Raw genomic sequence first — 17,301 nt, 5'->3', positions numbered from 1 at the left:
TCAGAGGAAACGGTCGATCAGGAAGGGCGTGATGTCGATCTCGGTGCGCCCGCGTGTGATGAGGTCCGTCACGAGACGCGCGGTGATCGGCGCGAGCGTGTAGCCGTTGGATGTGACGGCGTTGTAGAAGCCGGGCAGGCCCGGCACTTCGCCCAGGATCGGCGCGCCGTCGATGTTCACGTTCATGCCCGCCCAGCAGCGCACGATGTGCAGGCCGGCGATGGCGGGCAGCACCTGGCGGGCCACCCAGAGGTTGCCCTCGATGCTCGCGCGCTCGGCGCGGTTGAGACGCATGGACTCATCGAAGGCCGCGGTCCAGCCGCCGCCGACCAGCAGCGCGCCGCTCGCCGCCTGCTTGAGGCTCAAGTGCCGATTGGCATGCGCGATCAGATGATCGACCAAGGCCGGCGCCGGCTCGGTCACGATCATCTGCAGGGGCGCGCCCTTGACCGGGATCTTCACACCCAGCATGTCGCCCACGGTGCTGGACCACGCGCCGCTCGCGTTGATAACGCGCCCGGCGCGGATGGTGCCGCGCGAAGTGCGTACATTGAAGCCGGCAGCGTTGCCCGGCAGCCGCTCGATGACCTGCACGTCGCAGCCGCGCAGCATACGGGCGCCTTGCTCCTGCGCGCGGCGGGCCACGGCGTAGGTGGCGCGCAGCGGGTTGATCTTGCCTTCCAAGGGGCATAGCTCCGCGCCGAGGAGCTGGGCGGACAGAGCGGGCGCGAGACGCCGCAGCTCGGCACCGTCGATGACTTGCGCGTCGATGCCGTGGCTGCGCTCCAGTGCTGCCTTGGCCTGCAGGAAGCGCATGCCTTCATCGCTGTCGGCGACCATGAGGCCGCCTGTGATCTTGATTTCCAGGTCCTCGCCGCAGTCGTCCTCGATCTGTTGCCACAGGCGCACGGACATCGGACCCAGGGGCAGCGTGGCTGCGGCGGGACCGCCGCCTTCCTGCGCGCGCGAGCCAAAGTCGAAGGACAGCAGCTGCACGTGAAGGCTTCCCGCGTTGGCGCCGGAGGCCTGCAGGTTGAGGTCGTCGCGGTCGACCACCGTCACATCCATGCCCGCTTGAGAGAGGTAGTAGCCCAGGCAGGAGCCAAGCACGCCGGCGCCGATCACCAGCACCTCGGTCTGCAGGTTGCTTTCCAGGGGGGGCACCGAGACTGGCCGCGCCAGGTTGGGCGTGATGGCCGGCCTGTGGCCACCCCATTCGGGCTTCTCGAAGCCCAGCGCGCCGGCCGGGACTGGCTTGGCCGGCGGGCGGGGGGCAAGGTACTGCTCCACGCCGGGCGGTTGCCCGGTCATCTCGCCCACCAGCCGCGCGGCGGTGACCGCACAGTAGCGGCCCTGGCAGCGCCCCATGCCCAGCCGCGTGTTGCGCTTGAGTGCGGCCAGCGTGTCGCGACCCGCACGGATCTGCTCGCGCACCGAGCCGAAGGAGATCTCCTCGCAGCGACAGAGCACCGTTTCGTCCGACATGCAGGAAAGCGACACCGGCGGCGCCTGGTAGATCGTCCAAAGCGCCTGCTGGAAGCTCGAGGCGCGCCGCAGCAGCGCCACCGCCTCGGTGGGTTCGGGTGCGCGTCGCCCCAGGTTGCGCGCGGCCGCCGTGCCGGCGAGCGTCCCGCGTGCCAGGGCCACGCGCGAGCCGCCCATGTCGGCCCCGTCGCCCACCACATAGACGCCTGGCAGGCTGCTGGCGCCATCATCCTGCGTGACGGTGGCGAGGTAGCCAAGGTGGCGCTGCGCCAGCCGGTGCTCGCAGCCGAGCATGCGTGCCAGCTCGGTAGAGGGAATGAAGCCGTAGCCCAGGCACAGCGTGTCGACATCGAAACGCCGGGTGCCGGAAGGCAAGGGGCGGCCGTGTGCATCGAGCAGCGCTGCATGCACGCACTCCACGCCGTCGTGGCCTTCGGCGCGGGTCACGGCGCAGCCCCACAGCACCGGCACGCCACGGGCGCGAAGCTGGCGCAGGTAGCGATGGCCGTCGCGCAGCAGGTCGGGCGCGGTGCGTGCCGCCGTCAACATGGCCCGCCATTGCCGCGCCGTGGGCCGCGGTGCCGACTCCAGGACCGCCACCACCTGCGCGCCGCCCGCCAGCAGCTCGGCGGCCAGCTGCAGGTTCAGCGGGCCATTGCCCGCGACCAGCACCCGCTGGCCAGGGGCGACGCGATAGGCCCGCGCCAATGTCTGGCCGGCCCCCGTGGTCATGACGCCCGGCAGCGTCCAGCCGGGGAAGGGCACCGGGCGTTCGTAGGCGCCCGGGGCGATGACCAACTGGCTGCAGCCGATGACGTGTGCGCGGCCGTCGACGAGTGCGCCGATCTCGCGCGGCGAGAAGGCCGCCCAGACCTGGGCGCCTTGCTCGATGCGCACGCCGGCCTGCCGCACCTGATATTCCAGCGCCAGGCCGGCGGCGAACTGGCGATCGAGGGGCCCGGTCGCCTCGTGCGAAGGTGCCAGCGGCTTGTAGAACTGGCCACCGGGCTGCGGACGTTCGTCCAGCAGCAGCACCTTCGCCCCCGAGCGAGCCGCGGCGAGCGCCGCGGAAAGCCCGGCCGGGCCCGCCCCCACCACCAGGACGTCCACGTCCTGCCGGCTGGGCTCTGTTCCCGCGTCCGGCGTCAACGGGCGCAGCGGGTCGGTCGCCGTTCCGGCCGGCATGGCCGAGCGGACCTGCAGGCCCTCGGCGGCCTTGGTCAGGCAGGCGCGCTGGCTGGCGCGCCCGTCCACCGTCACCAGGCAATCGAAGCAGGCGCCCATCCCGCAGTAGAGGCCGCGCCGTTCGCCGCTGCGCGTGTGGCGCATCTGCCGGATGCCCGCGGCGGCAAGCGACGCCGCAATGGTCTCGCCGTCCAGTCCGTCCACCGGCTGGCCGTCGTACCAGAAGCGGATGGGTCGTCCGCTGGCGGCGATCGATGGGTGCGTGAGTCGGGCGCGCATGGGCTGAAAAACGACAAGAAAAGATCGTTGACGGGTTTGAATGTATACGTATACTACACGTATACCGAACCAATCGCCATCCCATTTTTCAGCCAGGACTGCCCGATGACAGCGTTCCGAGGCACCTATACGGTGCTCATCACCCCCATGACCGCGGACGGCAAGCACGTCGACGTGCCGGCGCTCAAGAAGCTGGTCGATTGGCAGATCCGGGAGGGAATTCACGGACTGATCCCCTTGGGAAGCACTGGAGAGTTCCTGTCGCTCACGCCCGAGGAGCGCCAACGGGTGATCGAAACCTGTATCGATACCGCCGCAAAACGCGTGCCCGTGCTGATCGGCACGGGCGCGGAGTGGACCGACGAATGCGTGCGGCTGAGCCGCGAAGCCGAGGCCATGGGGGCCGACGGCGTGATGATCATTCCGCCCTTCTACAGCACGCCCACCGAAGACGAGTTGTTCGAGCACTATCGCAAGGTAGGCGAGGCCATCGGCATCCCGATCATGGTCTACAACAACCCCGCAACGGCCAACGTGGACCTGCAACCCGAGCTGGTCGCGCGCCTCTCGCGCATCGACAACTGCCGCTACATCAAGGAGTCGACACTCGAAGTGACACGGGTGCGCGACATCATCGAGCTGTGCGGCGACCGCATGACGGTCTTCGCCGGCATCCTCGGTTACGAATCCTTCTGGCTCGGCGCGCAGGGCTGGGTGGCCGTGTGCTCGAACCTCATCCCGAAGATGTCGGCGCGCCTGTTCGAGCTGGTCGCCGACGAGCACGACATGCCCGCGGCGCTCGCGCTCTACAAGAAGATGCTGCCGATCGTCCGCTGGGTCGGCGGCCACCGCTACGTGGCCGCCTCCAAGGACGGCCTGTCGATGATGGGCCTGCCGGTGGGCAAGCCGCGCGCGCCGCGCCTGCCGCTGCCCGATGCCGATGCGGCCGACCTGCGCCGCGAGCTCGAGCGCCTGGAGCTGATCGACTCGATCCGCGCCTAGGCCCCAGAACCTTTCGCTTCCCTCTCGCCGCCTCGTTCACTTCCCCGAAGGACTCACCATGAAACTGCTCCCCGCCCTGGCGTCGGCCTCGGTCCTCTTCCTCCTTGGCGCAGGCAGCGCGCAGGCGCAGGCCTGCAAGTCGCCGGTGCCCGATTCAGCGCTGGTCAAGAAGGGCACGCTCGTGATGTCCGTCAATCCGACCTTGCCGCCGATGCAGTTCGTCGACCAGACCGGTGCGCTCAAGGGCATGCGGGTCGAGTTGGGCGAGGCCATCGCCAAGCGCCTGTGCCTCACGCCCGAGTACGTGCGCATCGAGTTCTCGGCCATGATCCCGGGCCTTCAGGCCGGCCGCTGGGACGTGATCAACACCGGCATCTTCTACACCGAGGAGCGCGCCAAGCTCATGCAAATGCTGATCTACGAAGACCAGGCCATCAGCATCAGCACCACGCGCGGCAACCCGCTGAAGATCGCCAAGCCGGAGGACCTGTCGGGCAAGAGCATCGGCGTGGAGATCGGCGGCTTCGAGGAGCGCAAGGCGCGAGAGCTCGACAAGCAGCTCACCGACAAGGGCCTGAAGGGGCTGACCATCCGCACCTTCGAGAACTTCGCGATGGCCTTCCAGGCGCTGCGCGCGGGGCAGGTCGATGTGGCGCTCTCGATCGACTCCACCGGCGCCGAATACCAGAAGCGCGGCGAGTTCGAGCGTGTGCTGCACGGCCTCTTCCCGACGCCCGTCGCGCTGGCCACCAAGAACCGTGAGCTCGCCGACGCCATGGCCAAGGTGCTCAACGACATGAAGGCCGATGGCAGCTTCCAGAAGCTGTTCGACCAGTACGGCGTCAAGGCCATCGACGGCGCCGTCGCCGTGAAAGGCCCGGCGGGCTGAGCGCCCCGCCATCCGCATCGCCAGGAGTTTCCATGGGACAAGGCTGGAGCTGGTCGGGGTTCGCCGACTACCTGTTCAACCCCTATCTGCTGAGCGGCGCCGTGACCACGCTGTGGCTCACGCTGGCGGCCATCGCGGGCGGGCTGGTAGTCGGCTGCGCGCTCGCGCTGGCCCGCCTGTCCAGCCATCGATGGCTCTCGGGGCCGGCGCACTTCTACATCTGGGTGTTCCGCGGCACGCCGCTCCTGGTGCAGCTCATCATCATCTACACCGGCCTGCCCCAGCTGGGCGTGAAGCTGTCGGTGATCGAGTCGGCGCTGCTGGGGCTGATCCTCAACGAAGCCGCCTACCTGGCGGAGATCATCCGCGCCGGCATCCAGTCGATACCGGTCGGCCAGACCAACGCGGCCCGCGCGGTGGGCTTCAGCAGTGCCCAGACCATGCGCTACATCATCCTGCCGCAGGCCATGCGACTGATCGTGCCGACGCTGGGCAACAGCATCAACGGGCTGCTCAAGACCACCTCCATCACTTCGGTGATCTCGATGGAAGAGCTGCTGCGGCGCACGCAGGTGCTGATCCAGGAAAAGTTCATGGTGCTCGAGCTCTTCCTTGTCGCTGCCGTCTACTACTTGCTGATGACCAGTGCCTGGGACTTCGTCCAGCGGCGCATCGAGCGCCACTACGGCCGTGCCTACGGAAGCTCCAGCGAGCCGGTTTCCGCGCCGATCGAGACCGCGCTCGAGCAGCGATGAAGGATTGGCCATGAGCAGCTACGACCTGATCATCCGCAACGCGGACATCGCTACAGTCGGCGACCGCTACCGTGCCGACATCGGCGTGCGCGACGGGCGCATCTGCGCCATTGCCCAGGGCCTCGAAGGCCAGGCGGAGCGCGAACTCGATGCCGGCGGCCGGCTGGTGACGCCCGGCGGCGTCGATGGCCACTGCCACTTCGACCAGCCCACCAGCGACGGGTCGCGCTTTGCCGACGACTTCTACACCGGCACCCGCTCGGCGGCCTGCGGCGGCACGACCACGGTGCTGCCATTCGCCGCGCAGCAGCGCGGCCACAGCCTCCATGAGGCGGTGGACGACTACCACCGCCGCGCGGAAGGCAAGGCGGTGATCGACTATGCGTTCCATCTGATCGTGTCGGACGCCACGCGCGACGTCACCCAGCGCGAACTGCCGTCGTTGATCGAGAAGGGCTACACCTCCTTCAAGATCTACATGACGTACGACGACATGAAGCTGAACGACCGGCAGGTCATCGAGGTCCTGGCCGCCGCGCGCAAGCACGGGGCAATGACCATGATCCACGCGGAGAACAGCGATTGCATCGCATGGCTCACCGAGCAGTTGCTCGACGCCGGCCTCACCGCGCCGCGCTACCACGCGAGCTCTCGGCCCATGGCGGTGGAGCGCGAGGCGACGCATCGCGCGATCGCGCTGGCGGAACTCGTGGACACGCCCATCCTGATCGTCCACGTGTCCGGGCGCGAGGCGGTGGAGCAGATCCATTGGGCGCGCGGTCGTGGCCTGTCCATCCATGCAGAGACCTGCCCGCAGTACCTCTTCCTGAGCGCCGAGGACCTGGGCATCGACCACGAGGATCCGATGCACGGCGCGCGCTGCATCTGCAGCCCGCCGCCGCGCGACAAGGCGAACCAGCCCTTCATCTGGAACGGGCTCGCCAGTGGCCTGTTCACCATCGTCTCGTCCGACCATGCGCCCTTCAACATGAACGGACCCGATGGCAAGCGGGTGGCCGGCAAGGATGCCTCCTTCGACCGCATCCCCAACGGCATCCCCGGCGTGGAAACCCGGCTGCCGCTGCTGATGAGCGAAGGCGTGCTCGCTGGCCGCATCGATGTGCACCGCTTTGTCGAGCTCACCGCCACCAATGCGGCGCGCCTGTATGGACTCTACCCGCGCAAGGGCACGATCGCGGTGGGCAGCGACGCCGACCTGGTGATCTGGGACGTGTTCCCCGATGGTGAGGAAAGGACCATCGACAACTCGATGCTCCACCACGCAGCCGACTACACGCCCTACGAGGGCATGAAGCTGCGGGCCTGGCCGGGCGTGACCGTGTCGCGCGGGCGTATCGTCTGGAAGGACGGCGAGTTCCAGGCGGCGCCCGGCAGCGGCGCATTTCTGCCTTGCCTGCGGCCGCGCCCCCCCAATGCGGGCAATCCGCTGCAGAAATGGCTGTGATGACGGCCGTAGGCGCCGCGCGGGCCTGATAAGCTTTTGCCGCTCTCGTCCCTTCGCTTACCTTCGCATGCCAAGCCTTCCCAGTCCGGCGCAACCCGCCACCATCACCATCGCGCCGCTGGAGGTGCGATCGGCCAGCCTTGCAGAGCAGGCCTACGACCGGTTGCGCACGCTGATCCTGGATCGCCAGATATCGGCAGGCAGTCCCCTGCAGGAGGCGCGGCTGGCCGAGGAGTTGCGCATCTCCCGCACGCCCATGCGCGAGGCCCTGGTGCGCTTGGCCGGCGAAGGGCTTCTGGTGCGCCGCGACGCGCGCTCCTATGCGGTTCGCGCCCTGGGGACCAAGGAGTATTTCGACTGCATGCGGGCGCGCGAGGTCATTGAATGCGAGTGCATTGCGCTCGCCGTGGCCAAGATCACGGACGCGCAGATCGACGAGCTGGAGAGGGACATCCGGGCGCTGCATTCCGGCGAGCACAGCGAGATCGAACACTTCCATTTCGACGACCGCTTCCACTCGGTGATTGCCAACGCCAGTGGCAACGTGGTGTTCCCGCGGCTGGTTGAGGAACTGCGTGTGAACGCGCGGCTCTTCCGCCTGCACAGCCCCTTGCACAGGCAGCGCGAGAACCATGACGAGCACGGCATGATTGTCGAGGCCTTGCGCGCCCGTGATCCGGAGCGGGCACGCGGGGCCATGCGCACCCACCTGCGGAGCCTGCAGGAGGACGTGCGCCGCGCACTCCTGGAATAGCTCAACCGCTATTTCCAGCGCTTGCGTTTCGCATCGCCAGCGAGGCACGAACGTCACCGCCGGATCGGCACACTCGATGAACTCTGCCTCGAGCCGCCGGACGACCTGGCGCCGGCCCTGCAGCGATTCTTATCGAGCGAGCGATGGGCGCAGCCTCGCGGTTGCTGCGAGATGTGCTCGGGGGCGGCTTTGAACTCACGGCGTTCAGGCTGCGATGTGCGGAATCGTCCTCTGGCCTTGGGCGCCCACCCGTGCGGGTCTTGCCTGAAGTCATCGCTACCAATCATCTGTTCACCTGCCTTGCGCTCGGTACGAGAGCCCGAGGCACGGCGACGCTCAACACAGCAAGCTCGCTTGCCCACAACGTGACGGCGGCTCTTGGATCTTGCCGGCCTCACTCGCTGCGCGGCAAGGCGCGTAGGGCGTAGCCCTGTTGAGGGCCTGCTGGCCCTCAGCGATACTGCGCCCACTTGGCGATCACCTCATTGGGTCAAAAATGACCGTATCTCTGGTAAATCTGCGTACGACGACTTGCGAACGCGCCACCTCCCCGATGTCCGACTTCTCTTCTGCGGCCCACCGCTTCGACTGCCCGGGGGCCTCTTGGTAATCCTTTCAGGACACGAACTCTTCGCCATCAAGTTCGTCGCGGCCGCCACGCCGATGGCAGGGCTTGCGGCTTTCGCGCAGGTCAGGGCCCGGCGGCGCAGGGCGCGCGCCATGCATGCCGAGCGGGCGCGCAGCACGGCGCGAAAGGCGGTCATCGAAGTCCGCGCGGACGGCGCCACGGGGCCGGGATCCGTCACCATCGAGCTCACGCCGCATGTGTTGGCCTGCCTTGCCGCAGCGAACAGCGCACAGCTTCGCGGCTATCCGACGCCCGACTCGGTGATGATGGCGCCGGCCATCGAGGCCACGTGGAAGACGCTCGGCGAGAGGGACTCTGACGAGTTCCAGGCCGCGAGCAAGCTGATCGTCACGCGCGAATTCGTGAGGGTGCGCTCGTCGCCGCGATCGATCGAAAGCATCCGCGTGCCGCTGCGCGAACTGCTCGAAGCGCATCGCCGCACGCCGGCGGGCCTGCCCCTTTATTGCGAGGCTGCGGGGGTGATTCGCTCCACACCGCCTGCGGCATCGCGCCGCACCTTGCGCGTGGGCCCGGCGACCGTGCGCAAGGAGTTCTACTGGGTCCGCGCGGATGCGGCGGCGAAGGCCGCCAGGCCGCCGTCCGACACGAAGCGTGAAACCTGAACCGTGCCGATCGCGCGGGCCGGTACAGTAGCGTGACATGCAAGAGAGAGTTCGGGCCATCCGGCCATCGACCCGCACGGGTCAGTTCGCCCATATCCTCAACCGTTCAAACGTCGCTTCGGGTCTTCGCGCCGGCTTCGGCGCGTTGATCTGCACGCTGGTCGTGGCGTGCGGCACGTCGCCGAAGGAGCCTCCGCGTTCGCGCGCGGAGCCACAGGCCGCAAAGGCCGACGCCTCGGCGGACGCCGAGACCCCGAAGCCGCGCGCGAAGCAGTCCGATCCGAAACGAAAGAGCAGTGCGGCCCGGTCCGCGGCCGCAGGCAAATCCGGCACTTCGAAAGAGCCCAGGGTCGCGGCTTCGCCGTCGCCGGGCAGAGCGGCGGGGACCTTCCTCTGGCCGGCTTCGGGACAGGTCACCGGGCGCTTCAACGGCGGCACCAACAAGGGCATCGACATTCGCGGCAATGCGGGCGACCCGGTCGTCGCGGCGGCCGGCGGTCGCGTCGTGTATGTGGGCTCGAAGCTTCGCGGCTGGGGCAACCTCGTGATGGTGAAACACGACGACGAGTTCATCACGGCCTACGCGCACAACCGCAAGATCCTCGTGCGCGAGAACGAGCAGGTGAAGCCCGGCCAGCAGATCGCCGAGATGGGCAGCTCGGATTCGAATGCCACCCAGCTTCACTTCGAGATCCGGCGCAAGGGCAATGCGGTCGATCCGATGCCCTACCTCAAGGCGCAGCCGCCGGCGCCTTGAGGGCCGTGCGGCCCTCGGGGCCTCAATGCTTGAGCAGGCCGTGGGTCCGCGCGTAGTGCAGCGCCTGCGTGCGGCTCGTGACGCCGATGCGCTTGAACAGGCGGTACATGTGGACCTTGATCGTGTGCTCGCTGACCTGCAGGTGTTCGGCGATCTCGCGATTGCCGTAACCGCGCGCGATGCACTCGACGAGTTGCACCTGCCGGCGGGTCAGCTTGCCGGCCGAGGCGCCCTCGGCGACTTCGGCTTCGTCGCCGTCGCTGTCGGTGTCCTCCGAGAGCAGGGCGCGCAGCGAATCGGCGAGCTTCGACGAGCCGGTGGCCTTGTCGATGTAGACGTCGGCGCCGCTCGCGAGGCAGAGCTGCTCCATGTCTTCCGCCGGCGACGCGGAGTAGACCGCGAGCGGAACATCCGAAAACTCTTCTTTGAGCGTGACGACGCCCGAGCAGCCGCTGGCGTCCGGAAGGTTCAGGTCGAGGCAGAACAGGGTCGGGGCGCCGTGCTTGCCGATGGCGCTCGGGAGCCTCGAAAGGCGATCGAGCTCGACGATGTTGGCGGCAGGACGGACGCGCCGCAGCACCATCGAGACGGCGTCGCGCATCAGGGGGTGGTCATCGATGACGTAAATGCTCATGAGGGATTTCTTCGGTTCGCAGCCCGACGCAGGAAATTTCAGATTTGAATACTCGCATGCCCGGATCGGCAATGGCATGCCGCTCGAGGCAGCACGTAGTGTGCCCGCGACGTATTTCACGAAGATTTAGCGGACTGCTTCAGTGCAAATTCGGAAATTAAAACTAATGACTAAAGCGAAAAGGGGGAATTGACCCGAAGGTCCGTGCATTTTTGCGCGGATCGAGGTGCGCGAGATCCTGTAACTCATTTGCATTCAGTCTGTGTAACAGCACAATCGCCCGAAACTCCCGGACCGCACGCCACCATGGAAGCATCCCAGCCTTTCGGAACGTTCCAGCGCCACTTCAAGGAAATCATGGCTTTCCTCAACAGGCCTGTGTTCGCGAAGCCCAAGCCGGCCCGGCGCCCGGCGGTGCGGCCTCTGCAACCGGTCGCATCGCCTGCGCTGGCCGTGGTGCCCGTCAAGGCCCGGCAGGTGGAGAAGCCCGCGTCGGTGGTGGTAGCGCGGCAGGCGCTGCCCGCCGTCGAACAGCCCGTCGTCGCTGCGCCGCCAGCCAAGGTGCAAGCTCCTGAAGAAAAGCCCATGCGCACGCTCGCCGAGGTGCGTGCCGACCTCGCCCGCCTGCGCGAGAAGTCGCGCGAGCGCCAGGCGCAGCAGCGCGCACAGGCGCGCTACGATGTCGCCTTCCCGGCCACCGACTTCATGGAATTCGTGCCCTCGGCGCCCGAGCGGCGCAGCGGGACGGAGGAGGCAGGCGAGAGCTTCGCGCCGACCGCCTATCTCGACTTCACGGTGCTGAAGACGCGCTGATCACAGGCCGCGGCCGCCGGCACGTCGAGGTCGGCATCAACCCCTCGCTCCCCGATGATGTCCAGCCGGCTGGCCTGGACTGCCGATTCCTGCGCCTTCCTCGCAACGGCAGCGGATGCTTTTCGACACCAGCGTGACGGTTCGTAGCGTTCGCCGCTTCAGTGTTTTTGGCATGCTGATACAGGCGCAGTCTTACAAGCACGCCCTGGTGTTGCATCGACAAGAGTTGTTTTGACGCGCACGTGGCCGCCATCGACCGGCGGCGTGCGCGGGTCGAGGCTGAGGCCGCAAGCAAAGGAGTCCAGCATGCAGCTCGTTACCTCCGCGAATTCCATCTGGCCATCGGCGGCGCCGTCCGTCGCCTACGCGCAGCTCGGTGATCTGGTCGAGATGCTGCTTCACCCCAAGGATTCGGTCTTTGCCACATGCGGCTTCTGCCAGACCCTCAACCGCAGAGGGGCCACGCGTTGCCGCGCCTGCGGCGGCTCGCTCCTGCCTTCCGACGAGGGCGCGGGCCTGGATAGGGACGAGGCGGACGACGAGCAGTCCGGCGAGAAGGCCGCGACGCACACGAAGTCTTCCGACAAGCCCGAGTTCTCGGACCTCCAGGCACTGCGCAGCGTGCTGCTGCTCGTCCTGGTGCCGCCGCTGCTGATGTTCCTCGCCTTCGTCGCATGGAACAGGCTGCGCGTGAGCGATGCCGGTCCGGTCGGGCTGCCCGATCGCTCCAGCATCGAAACGGTGTTCCCCGCCCCGAATGCGAGCGCATCGATCGCGCCGCCGGCAACGCCGCAGGATGAACAGGTACGGCGCGCGCAGCCGAAGCCGGCCGCGACCGGTGCGGTTCCCGATGGCACGGACGTCGTGGCGACTGAAGCCGATCGCGATATCCAGAAGGCCACGCCGGCCCGGCCCCGGGCTGTCCCGGGTGCCGTTCCTTCGCACCCGGCCCCGCACATCCGGCAGGGCAGTCCGATCGCAGCGTGCGGCAGCTATTCGTTCATCGCGCGTGCGGTATGCGTGAACAAGAACTGCGCACAGCCGGGGGCGGCGCAGCATGCCGAGTGCAGGCAAGCCAATCGGCAGCGCCGGATCGATGAAAGCCGCCGCAATCCGGTCCTGATGGGCTGAGGGATGCCCAGTCGGCGCGGCGCAACGCTCCGGATGGACAGGGATGGGGACTCTTGGCAAGATCAGACACCCACCCCGTGGGTCTATTCAACTTCTACAAAGGTCCCCATGCGAAAGATTCTCCTGACCGCCGGTATGGCCCTGATCCCGATGATCGCGACCACCGCCTTTGCGCAAACGAGCAGCGGCGAGGCCGATCCTGCCCAGTCCAAGGCGCGTCCGGTTGCCCCGACCACGCCTGCCGAGCGCTCCGAGGCACGTGGCGAACGCAAGGAGTCGGGCTCCGCTGCCGCACGCGGCCCGCAGATCGGTGAAGGCCAGCCCCAGCCGGCAGCAGCGCCGAAGACGTCGCGTGAAGAACGCAAGGCCGCGCACGCCAAGCGCCGCGCGGCGACCGGCCAGGCCAACCAGGCCGGCCAGCTCTCGCGCGGTGGCAACATCGACGCGCCCGAGCGTCAAAAGCCCTGACGCAACGCAGCGGTTTTTCTCGATGCGCGCGCCCGCGGCGCGAGCGCCGCATCCGGTTCACGCGCCTGCGCGAACCCAGCCAGACAACTCCCTGATCGCGTACTCCGCCGTCGTTCGCCCCATGCCGCGGACTACGCCGGCTGCGCTTCCTCGGCTTCGATGTAGTCGGGATAGCGCGCGCAGATTTCCGCGACGGCGCTGAGCGTTCCGGAGAGATGCTTGCGCAGCGCCTTCTGCGCGCCGGCCGCGTCGCCGCGCTTGATGGCCTGCGCAATGGCGCGATGGTCGCGCAGGATGGCTTCGGTCTTCCCGGCAGTGGGAAGGTGCAGGCGCCGCAGGCGATCCACGTGGCCGGACATGCGGGCCACCGTGTCCCAGAGGCCGGCGACGCCGGCAGCCTCGTACATCAGTTGGTGAAACCTGCGGTCGGCTTCGACGAAGTCGCCGTATTGCTGCGCGGCGGCCAACGCGGCCTGGCGCGCGATCTGTGCCTCCAGGTCCTGCACCAGGCCCGGCGGCGCCTCTTCGGCGAGCTGATGAACGATCTCCAACTCGATCGAGCGCCGCAGGAAGTGCGCCTGCCGCGCGGCCGCGAGATCGATGCGGCTGACCAGCGTGGCGTGCTGCGGAAAGACATCGACCAGACCTTCCTCGCTCAAGCGGAGCAGGGCTTCGCGCACCGGCGTCTGGCTGACGCCGAAATGCTCGGCCAGTTCCTGCCGGGCCAGTACGGTGCCCGGCTCGAGTTCGAGCGAAAGGATGGCGTCGCGCAGCCTTTCAAGCACCTGCGGCGCGGCGTGCCGGGAGCGATCGAGTCGGACTTTCTGAAGCGTGCTCATGGCCGGGATTCTCGCATTGACGTACTAATATATTAGTGTTTTAATCTCTTCACCCCAACGAGACGAGGCGTGGCCCCAACGGCTTTCCCAACATGAAGCGCACCTACGATTCCCTGCGCAGCGCACGGTGGTTCGCACCGGACGACTTCCGCTCCTTCGGCCACCGCTCGCGCGTCATGCAGATGGGCTATGCCCCCGCCGACTGGGCCGGCAAGCCGGTGATCGCGATCGTCAACACCTGGAGCGACGCCAACCAGTGCCACGCGCACTTCAAGCAGCGCGTCGACGACGTCAAGCGCGGCATCCTGCAAGCGGGCGGCTTTCCGCTGGAGCTGCCGGCGATCTCGCTGTCGGAAAGCATGGTCAAGCCGACCACGATGCTTTATCGCAACTTCCTCGCGATGGAGACGGAAGAGCTGCTGCGCAGCCACCCGGTCGATGGCGCGGTGCTCATGGGCGGCTGCGACAAGACCACGCCGGGGCTCACGATGGGCGCGCTCAGCATGGGCATTCCTTTCATCTACCTGCCGGCCGGCCCGATGCTGCGCGGCAACTGGCGCGGGCATGTGCTCGGCTCCGGCTCGGATGCCTTCAAGTACTGGGACGAGCGCAGGGCAGGGCGCCTCTCCGACCAGGCCTGGCACGAGATGGAAGCCGGCATCGCGCGCAGCCACGGCACCTGCATGACCATGGGCACCGCCGCGACGATGATGGGCATCGCCGAGGCGGTCGGCTTCGCGTTGCCCGGTTCATCGAGCATTCCCGCGGCAGATGCGAACCACATCCGCATGAGCGCCGACTGCGGACGCCGCATCGTCGAGATGGTGTGGGACGACCTCACGCCCGCGAAGATGCTGACGCGCGCCAACTTCGAGAACGGCATCGCCTGCGCGATGGCGATGGGCTGCTCGACCAACGCGATCATCCATCTCATCGCGATGTCGCGTCGCGCAGGGCATCCGGTGAGCCTGGCCGACTTCGACGCCGCGAGCCGCGAAGTGCCGGTCATTGCCAATATCCGGCCGAGCGGCGATGCCTACCTGATGGAGGACTTCTTCTATGCAGGCGGCCTGCCCGCGATGCTGGAACGCATCCGCGGGCACTTGCGTACCGATGCGATGACGGTCAACGGCCGCACGCTCGGCGAGAACATCGCGGGCGCCGAGGTCTACCACGACGACGTCATCCGCCCGCTCGACAACCCGATCTATGCCGAAGGCGCCCTCGCAGTGCTGCGCGGCAACCTCGCGCCCGACGGCGTCGTGATCAAGCCCAGCGCCTGCGCGCCGCATCTGCTGCAGCACACCGGGCGCGCGATCGTCTTCGACGACTACCCGAGCCTCAAGAAGGCGGTCGACGATCCGGAGCTCGACGTCGCCGGCGACGACATCCTCGTGCTGCGCAATGCCGGACCGCGCGGCGCCGGCATGCCCGAGTGGGGCATGCTTCCGATCCCGACCAAGCTGCTCAAGCAGGGCGTGAAGGACATGCTGCGCCTGAGCGACGCGCGCATGAGCGGGACCAGCTACGGCGGCTGCCTGCTGCACTGCTCGCCCGAGTCCGCCATCGGCGGACCCCTCGCGCTGGTCAAGACCGGCGACCGCATCAGCGTCGACGTGCCGGCGAGGCGCATCCACCTGGAGATCAGCGACGCCGAGCTCGCCGACCGCCGCGCCGCATGGACGCCGCCGCCGCCGCGCTACGAACGCGGCTACGGCTGGATGTTCGGGCGCCACATCCTGCAGGCCGATGCCGGCTGCGACTTCGACTTCCTCGAGACCGGCTTCGGCAAGCCGGTGCCCGAGCCCGACATCTTCTGAATCGACACACGCCACGGAGACCAGACCAGTGAATCCCAAGACCCGCGAGCAGCTGATGAAGGTCAGCACCGCCACCCTTTGCACCGCGCTTTTCAAGCGCGGACTGCGCAACCAGTTCATCCAGGACGTGCGCCCGCTCAACGCCGGCCTGCCGAACATGGTGGGCGAGGCCTTCACGCTGCGCTACATCCCGGCGCGCGAAGATCTGAACCCGATCAGCGTGTTCCTCGATCGCCAGCATCCGCAGCGACAGGCCGTCGAGCAGTGCCCGCCGGGCGCGGTGATGGTGATCGACAGCCGCAAGGATGCGCGCGCCGCATCGGCCGGCGGCATTCTCGTGAGCCGCCTGATGAAGCGCGGCGCGGCCGGCGTGGTGACCGACGGCGGCTTTCGCGACAGCCCCGACATCGCGAAGCTGCCGTTCCCCGCGTATCACACCCGGCCCAGCGCGCCGACCAATCTCACGCTGCACCAGGCCATCGACATCAACGTGCCGATCGGCTGCGGCGACGCGCCGGTCTGGCCCGGCGACGTGATCGTCGGCGATGCCGAAGGCGTGATCGTGATCCCGGCGGCCATCGCCGACGAGATCGCGGCCGAGGCCACCGAGATGACCGCGTTCGAGGACTTCGTGCAGGAGAAGGTGCTGGAAGGCCGCTCCATCCTCGGCCTCTATCCGCCCACCGACGAACAGTCGCGCATCGACTTCGCCGCCTGGCGCGAAGCCCGCGGGCGCTGAGCGTCCCTTACGACCAATCCACGAAGAGAGACAAACCATGACCTTCCTCCGCCGCGCGCTGCTCGCTGCAGCCTGCGCACTGCCGACCCTTGCCTCGCTGCACGCACACGCTGCCGATTGGCCCGCCGCCAAGCCGATCACCTACGTGGTCCCATTCACGGCCGGCGGCTCGACCGACATCGTCGGCCGCACGCTGGCCCAGAAGATGTCCGAGAACCTGAAGCAGTCGATCGTCATCGACAACCGGCCTGGACAAGCCGGCGGCGTCGGTGCGGCCTACGTCGCGAAGGCGGCGCCCGACGGCTACACGCTCTTCGGCGGCACCATCAGCACGCACGCGATCAACGCGAGCCTCTACAGGAAGCTCGCCTACGACCCGGTGAAGGACTTCGAGCCGGTCTCGCTGGTCGCACGCCTGCCCAACGTGCTCATCGTCAACTCGCAGCTCGGCGTGAATTCGGTGGCCGAGCTGATCGCGCTGCTCAAGAAGGACGAGAGCAAGCGCACCTTCGCCTCGTCGGGCGCCGGCACCTCGACGCATCTTGCGGGCGAACTGTTCGCAGAGCTGATCGGCGTCAAGCTGACCCATGTGCCGTACAAGGGCACGCCGCCCGCGATGACCGATGTGGCGGCCGGCCTCGTGCCCTTCATGTTCGACCAGGTGACCGCCGCGATGCCGCTGGTCAAGAGCGGCAAGCTCAAGCTGCTCGCGGTGACGACCGGCAAGCGCATCGCCCTGGTGCCGGACCTGCCGACCATGATCGAGTCGGGCGTGCCCAATTTCGAGATGTCGTCATGGCAGGCGGTGTACGTGCCGAAGGGCACGCCGCGCCCGATCGTGAATCGCCTGAATGCCGAGATCGTCAGCGCGCTGAAGCAGCCCGACGTGCAGGCCAAGCTGCATGACCAGCTCGCCATGGAACTCGTCGGCAGCTCGCCCGAGGAACTGCGCGACTTCATGGCGCGCGAGATCCCGCGCTGGGCCGAGCTCGTGAAGAAGTCGGGCGCGACCGCGGACTGAGCACTCCAGAAAGG

16 protein-coding genes are annotated in these 17,301 nt (G+C 67.8%); 13 read left to right on the top strand and 3 right to left on the bottom strand.

The window, feature by feature from the left end:
- Window positions 1-2,949, bottom strand: a complete 2,949-nt coding sequence (locus VAR608DRAFT_RS03120; RefSeq protein WP_088952738.1) for an FAD-dependent oxidoreductase — start codon at window positions 2,947-2,949, stop codon at window positions 1-3.
- A 105-nt stretch (window positions 2,950-3,054) separates the two neighbouring features.
- Here VAR608DRAFT_RS03120 and VAR608DRAFT_RS03115 point away from each other — a divergent pair, with 105 nt between their 5' ends.
- The 7 genes from VAR608DRAFT_RS03115 (at window position 3,055) to VAR608DRAFT_RS03085 (ending at window position 9,822) form a co-directional block, all read left to right on the top strand.
- The gene (locus tag VAR608DRAFT_RS03115) at window positions 3,055-3,951 is read left to right on the top strand and encodes a dihydrodipicolinate synthase family protein (protein ID WP_088952737.1); all 897 of its coding nucleotides are present in this window, start codon (window positions 3,055-3,057) and stop codon (window positions 3,949-3,951) included.
- 58 nt (window positions 3,952-4,009) lie between these two features.
- Window positions 4,010-4,840, top strand: coding sequence for an ABC transporter substrate-binding protein (locus VAR608DRAFT_RS03110; protein ID WP_088952736.1), 831 nt, complete (start codon window positions 4,010-4,012; stop codon window positions 4,838-4,840).
- A gap of 32 nt (window positions 4,841-4,872) precedes the next feature.
- Complete coding sequence (locus VAR608DRAFT_RS03105) at window positions 4,873-5,595, top strand: amino acid ABC transporter permease (protein ID WP_088952735.1); 723 nt, start codon at window positions 4,873-4,875, stop codon at window positions 5,593-5,595.
- 10 nt (window positions 5,596-5,605) lie between these two features.
- On the top strand, window positions 5,606-7,060 hold the full coding sequence (gene hydA / locus VAR608DRAFT_RS03100; RefSeq protein WP_088952734.1) for a dihydropyrimidinase: 1,455 nt from the start codon (window positions 5,606-5,608) through the stop codon (window positions 7,058-7,060).
- A gap of 67 nt (window positions 7,061-7,127) precedes the next feature.
- The gene (locus VAR608DRAFT_RS03095) at window positions 7,128-7,814 is read left to right on the top strand and encodes a GntR family transcriptional regulator (RefSeq protein WP_088952733.1); all 687 of its coding nucleotides are present in this window, start codon (window positions 7,128-7,130) and stop codon (window positions 7,812-7,814) included.
- 603 nt (window positions 7,815-8,417) lie between these two features.
- Window positions 8,418-9,065 carry a hypothetical protein gene (locus tag VAR608DRAFT_RS03090; protein WP_088952732.1) on the top strand — a complete coding sequence of 216 codons (648 nt, stop codon included), beginning with the start codon at window positions 8,418-8,420 and terminating at the stop codon, window positions 9,063-9,065.
- A 37-nt stretch (window positions 9,066-9,102) separates the two neighbouring features.
- Window positions 9,103-9,822 carry a murein hydrolase activator EnvC family protein gene (locus VAR608DRAFT_RS03085; RefSeq protein ID WP_088952731.1) on the top strand — a complete coding sequence of 240 codons (720 nt, stop codon included), beginning with the start codon at window positions 9,103-9,105 and terminating at the stop codon, window positions 9,820-9,822.
- Window positions 9,823-9,844: 22 nt separating this feature from the next.
- On the opposite strand, the gene VAR608DRAFT_RS03080 is transcribed toward VAR608DRAFT_RS03085, so the two are convergent.
- A complete protein-coding gene (locus tag VAR608DRAFT_RS03080) occupies window positions 9,845-10,456 on the bottom strand; it encodes a response regulator transcription factor (RefSeq protein WP_088952730.1) in 612 nt (203 codons plus the stop codon).
- Between the two features lie 306 nt (window positions 10,457-10,762).
- Between VAR608DRAFT_RS03080 and VAR608DRAFT_RS03075 the strand changes: the two genes are divergently transcribed.
- From VAR608DRAFT_RS03075 to VAR608DRAFT_RS03065, 3 genes are all read left to right on the top strand, one after another.
- Window positions 10,763-11,269 (top strand): hypothetical protein, encoded by a 507-nt coding sequence (locus tag VAR608DRAFT_RS03075; protein WP_088952729.1) that lies wholly within the window; start codon window positions 10,763-10,765, stop codon window positions 11,267-11,269.
- A gap of 306 nt (window positions 11,270-11,575) precedes the next feature.
- Window positions 11,576-12,400 (top strand): hypothetical protein, encoded by an 825-nt coding sequence (locus tag VAR608DRAFT_RS03070; RefSeq protein ID WP_088952728.1) that lies wholly within the window; start codon window positions 11,576-11,578, stop codon window positions 12,398-12,400.
- A gap of 108 nt (window positions 12,401-12,508) precedes the next feature.
- Window positions 12,509-12,868: a hypothetical protein gene (locus tag VAR608DRAFT_RS03065; protein ID WP_088952727.1), complete on the top strand. Its 360-nt coding sequence runs from the start codon at window positions 12,509-12,511 to the stop codon at window positions 12,866-12,868.
- A 131-nt stretch (window positions 12,869-12,999) separates the two neighbouring features.
- Here the strand turns inward: VAR608DRAFT_RS03065 and VAR608DRAFT_RS03060 are convergent, their stop codons facing one another.
- A complete protein-coding gene (locus tag VAR608DRAFT_RS03060) occupies window positions 13,000-13,707 on the bottom strand; it encodes a GntR family transcriptional regulator (RefSeq protein WP_088952726.1) in 708 nt (235 codons plus the stop codon).
- 92 nt (window positions 13,708-13,799) lie between these two features.
- On the opposite strand from VAR608DRAFT_RS03060, the gene araD reads away from it, so the two are divergent.
- The 3 genes from araD to VAR608DRAFT_RS03045 are packed head-to-tail and all read left to right on the top strand — an operon-like array spanning window position 13,800 to window position 17,287.
- Window positions 13,800-15,527: an L-arabinonate dehydratase gene (araD, locus tag VAR608DRAFT_RS03055; protein ID WP_088952725.1), complete on the top strand. Its 1,728-nt coding sequence runs from the start codon at window positions 13,800-13,802 to the stop codon at window positions 15,525-15,527.
- 28 nt (window positions 15,528-15,555) lie between these two features.
- Window positions 15,556-16,266: a ribonuclease activity regulator RraA gene (locus tag VAR608DRAFT_RS03050; RefSeq protein ID WP_088952724.1), complete on the top strand. Its 711-nt coding sequence runs from the start codon at window positions 15,556-15,558 to the stop codon at window positions 16,264-16,266.
- A 37-nt stretch (window positions 16,267-16,303) separates the two neighbouring features.
- Complete coding sequence (locus tag VAR608DRAFT_RS03045; protein WP_088952723.1) at window positions 16,304-17,287, top strand: Bug family tripartite tricarboxylate transporter substrate binding protein; 984 nt, start codon at window positions 16,304-16,306, stop codon at window positions 17,285-17,287.
- Window positions 17,288-17,301: the final 14 nt, after the last annotated feature.

Source organism: Variovorax sp. HW608 (genome assembly GCF_900090195.1).
GTDB lineage: Bacteria > Pseudomonadota > Gammaproteobacteria > Burkholderiales > Burkholderiaceae_C > Variovorax.
Note: the sequence above shows the minus strand (reverse complement) of the source record. Positions and strands in the feature narration are given on the sequence as shown.

Bases quoted from the DNA above. Each gene is read 5' to 3' on its own strand.
- VAR608DRAFT_RS03120 (WP_088952738.1), bottom strand. From the start codon at position 2,949: ATGCGCGCCCGACTCACGCACCCATCGATCGCCGCCAGCGGACGACCC.
- VAR608DRAFT_RS03115 (WP_088952737.1), top strand. From the start codon at position 3,055: ATGACAGCGTTCCGAGGCACCTATACGGTGCTCATCACCCCCATGACC.
- VAR608DRAFT_RS03110 (WP_088952736.1), top strand. From the start codon at position 4,010: ATGAAACTGCTCCCCGCCCTGGCGTCGGCCTCGGTCCTCTTCCTCCTT.
- VAR608DRAFT_RS03105 (WP_088952735.1), top strand. From the start codon at position 4,873: ATGGGACAAGGCTGGAGCTGGTCGGGGTTCGCCGACTACCTGTTCAAC.
- hydA (WP_088952734.1), top strand. From the start codon at position 5,606: ATGAGCAGCTACGACCTGATCATCCGCAACGCGGACATCGCTACAGTC.
- VAR608DRAFT_RS03095 (WP_088952733.1), top strand. From the start codon at position 7,128: ATGCCAAGCCTTCCCAGTCCGGCGCAACCCGCCACCATCACCATCGCG.
- VAR608DRAFT_RS03085 (WP_088952731.1), top strand. From the start codon at position 9,103: ATGCAAGAGAGAGTTCGGGCCATCCGGCCATCGACCCGCACGGGTCAG.
- VAR608DRAFT_RS03080 (WP_088952730.1), bottom strand. From the start codon at position 10,456: ATGAGCATTTACGTCATCGATGACCACCCCCTGATGCGCGACGCCGTC.
- VAR608DRAFT_RS03075 (WP_088952729.1), top strand. From the start codon at position 10,763: ATGGAAGCATCCCAGCCTTTCGGAACGTTCCAGCGCCACTTCAAGGAA.
- VAR608DRAFT_RS03070 (WP_088952728.1), top strand. From the start codon at position 11,576: ATGCAGCTCGTTACCTCCGCGAATTCCATCTGGCCATCGGCGGCGCCG.
- VAR608DRAFT_RS03065 (WP_088952727.1), top strand. From the start codon at position 12,509: ATGCGAAAGATTCTCCTGACCGCCGGTATGGCCCTGATCCCGATGATC.
- VAR608DRAFT_RS03060 (WP_088952726.1), bottom strand. From the start codon at position 13,707: ATGAGCACGCTTCAGAAAGTCCGACTCGATCGCTCCCGGCACGCCGCG.
- araD (WP_088952725.1), top strand. From the start codon at position 13,800: ATGAAGCGCACCTACGATTCCCTGCGCAGCGCACGGTGGTTCGCACCG.
- VAR608DRAFT_RS03045 (WP_088952723.1), top strand. From the start codon at position 16,304: ATGACCTTCCTCCGCCGCGCGCTGCTCGCTGCAGCCTGCGCACTGCCG.